The organism is Allobosea sp. CER48, assembly GCF_044752385.1.
Lineage (GTDB): Bacteria > Pseudomonadota > Alphaproteobacteria > Rhizobiales > Beijerinckiaceae > Allobosea.
In genome coordinates this window covers 1-2,072 of the sequence record NZ_JBIWYK010000507.1, presented here as the reverse complement: position 1 = coordinate 2,072, position 2,072 = coordinate 1, and the positions used below count along the sequence as shown (strand labels likewise).

The 2,072-nt window shown below is 67.6% G+C and carries 3 protein-coding genes; 1 reads left to right on the top strand and 2 read right to left on the bottom strand.

The window, feature by feature from the left end; translation table 11 throughout:
• The coding region (locus ACIPIA_RS14910; protein ID WP_400510680.1) for a PaaI family thioesterase at positions 1–366 on the top strand (366 nt) is incomplete at its 5' end.
• A gap of 12 nt (positions 367–378) precedes the next feature.
• Here ACIPIA_RS14910 and ACIPIA_RS14905 read toward each other — a convergent pair.
• Positions 379–1,470, bottom strand: coding sequence for an ATP-dependent DNA helicase (locus ACIPIA_RS14905; RefSeq protein WP_400510678.1), 1,092 nt, complete (start codon positions 1,468–1,470; stop codon positions 379–381).
• An 83-nt stretch (positions 1,471–1,553) separates the two neighbouring features.
• The coding region (locus ACIPIA_RS14900) for a methyl-accepting chemotaxis protein (RefSeq protein WP_400510676.1) at positions 1,554–2,072 on the bottom strand (519 nt) is incomplete at its 5' end.

Sequence of the window (2,072 nt, the reverse complement as noted above, 5' to 3'; positions counted from 1 at the left end):
AGCCTCCTCCACGCCTCCCATGGGCAGGTCGAGATCGCGCTGGCCCCCAGCCCCGAAATCTCGCAGCAGCACGGCTTCGTCCATGCCGGCGCGGTGAGTTCGATCGCCGACACGGCCGCCGGCTATGCCGCCCTCAGCACGATGCCGCCAGGCCGGGGCGTGCTCACGGCCGAGTTCAAGATCAACCTGCTGTCGCCGGCGATGGGCCAACGCCTGATCGCGCGCGGCAAGGTGGTCAAGGGCGGCCGGACGCTGACCCTCGCGCAAGCCGAGGTCTTCGCGGAGAATGACGGCAAGGAGCGGCTCGTCGCATTGCTGACTGCGACCCTGATGGCGATCGAGAACCGCGACGGCATCGTCGACTGAGCAGCGACGCCGCTACATCACCACCGTGATCGTCTCGGCCGCGCGCGTCAGCCCGGTATAAAGCCAACGCGCCCGATGCTCGCGGAAGGCGAAGCTCTCGTCGAAGAGCACGACATCGTCCCATTGCGAACCCTGCGACTTATGCACCGTCAGCGCGTAGCCGAAGGTGAATTCATCGGTGTGCTTGCGCAGCTCCCAGGGCACTTCTTCCTCGGTACCGTCGAAGAAGTTCGGCAACACCGAGACCTTGACGGCCTTGGCGCCGGTATCGTCCTCCGGCGTCACCCGCATGGTGACCAGCCCCTTCTTCGAGGTCTTGATCTCCTGCACGATCCAGGCGCCGCCATTGAGCAGCCCCTTGCTCTTGTCGTTGCGCAGGCAGACCAGCTTCTCGCCGGCGACGGGACTGTTGTCGGTGCGCCCCATCAGCTGGCGAATTCGGGCGTTGTAGTTTCGGCGCGTCTTGTTCATGCCGACGAGCACTTGGTCCGCCGTCATGACGATTTCGGGATTGACCTCGTCGCGCCGGATCACCCGGCTCGGGCCGTAATCGCCATAGTCGAGCCGCCCGCCCTCGCGCACGATCATCGACATCCGCACGATCGGGTTGTCGGCCGCCTGCCGATGCACCTCGGTCAGCATCACGTCGGGCTCCTGCTCGGTGAAGAACCCGCCGCCCTTGACCGGCGGCAGCTGCGCGGGATCGCCCAGCACCAGCACCGGCGTGCCGAAGGAGAGCAGGTCCCGCCCCAGATCCTCGTCCACCATCGAGCACTCGTCGATGATGATGAGCTTGGCCTTGGCAGCTGCGCTCTCCCGGTTGAGCACGAAGGTCGGGCTCTCCTCCTCCACCCCACGCGAGCGATAGATCAGCGAGTGGATGGTCTGCGCGCCGTGGCAGCCCTTGTTGCGCAGCACCAGCGCCGCCTTGCCGGTATAGGCGGCGAAAACGACCTCGCCATCGACAGCCTCGGCGATATGGCGCGCGAGCGTCGTCTTTCCCGTGCCGGCATAGCCGAACATCCGGAACAGCTGCGGCTGCCCGGCCTGCAGCCAGCGCGCCACGGCGGTCAATGCCGCATCCTGCTGGGGCGACCAGCTCATCGCGAGGGAATCGTCGAAAAGGGCATGGCCCAGATGGGGCCGAGTCGCGCGCCAAACGCAAGCCCGGCAATGCCGGAACCGCCTCAGGCCGCGCGCAGGCGTCGGACGAAGGCCCCGGCCTCCAGCTGCAGCGCATTGATCCGCCGGTCGAGCTCGCCGGCGCTCTGCGCGCCCATATCGGCCTGTCCGACGGTCTGCAGATTGGCCGCGGCGATCTCCGACATCGCGATCGCGGCCGTCGCGGTGACGTTCGAGATGCGCCCGACCGTATCCCCGAGCGCGCCGAGCAATTCGACATGCGAGCTCACCATGGTCGCGATCTCGGTCCCGGTCTGCTCGACCGCCGCAACGCTGGCGCCGATCGTCGAAACCGCCTCGGCTGCGTGGGACAAGGCTTCGTCCGCCTGCTCGATGCGATGCACGATCCGCGAGGCCGCCGCCGAAGCCTGGTTCGCCAGCGTCTTCACCTCGGCGGCAACGACAGCGAAGCCCCGCCCGTGCGAGCCCGCGCGAGCCGCCTCGATCGTGGCGTTGAGCGCCAGCAGATTCGTCTGGCGCGCGACGGCCTCGATGATACCGACGACATCGCGGATCTGCGCCGC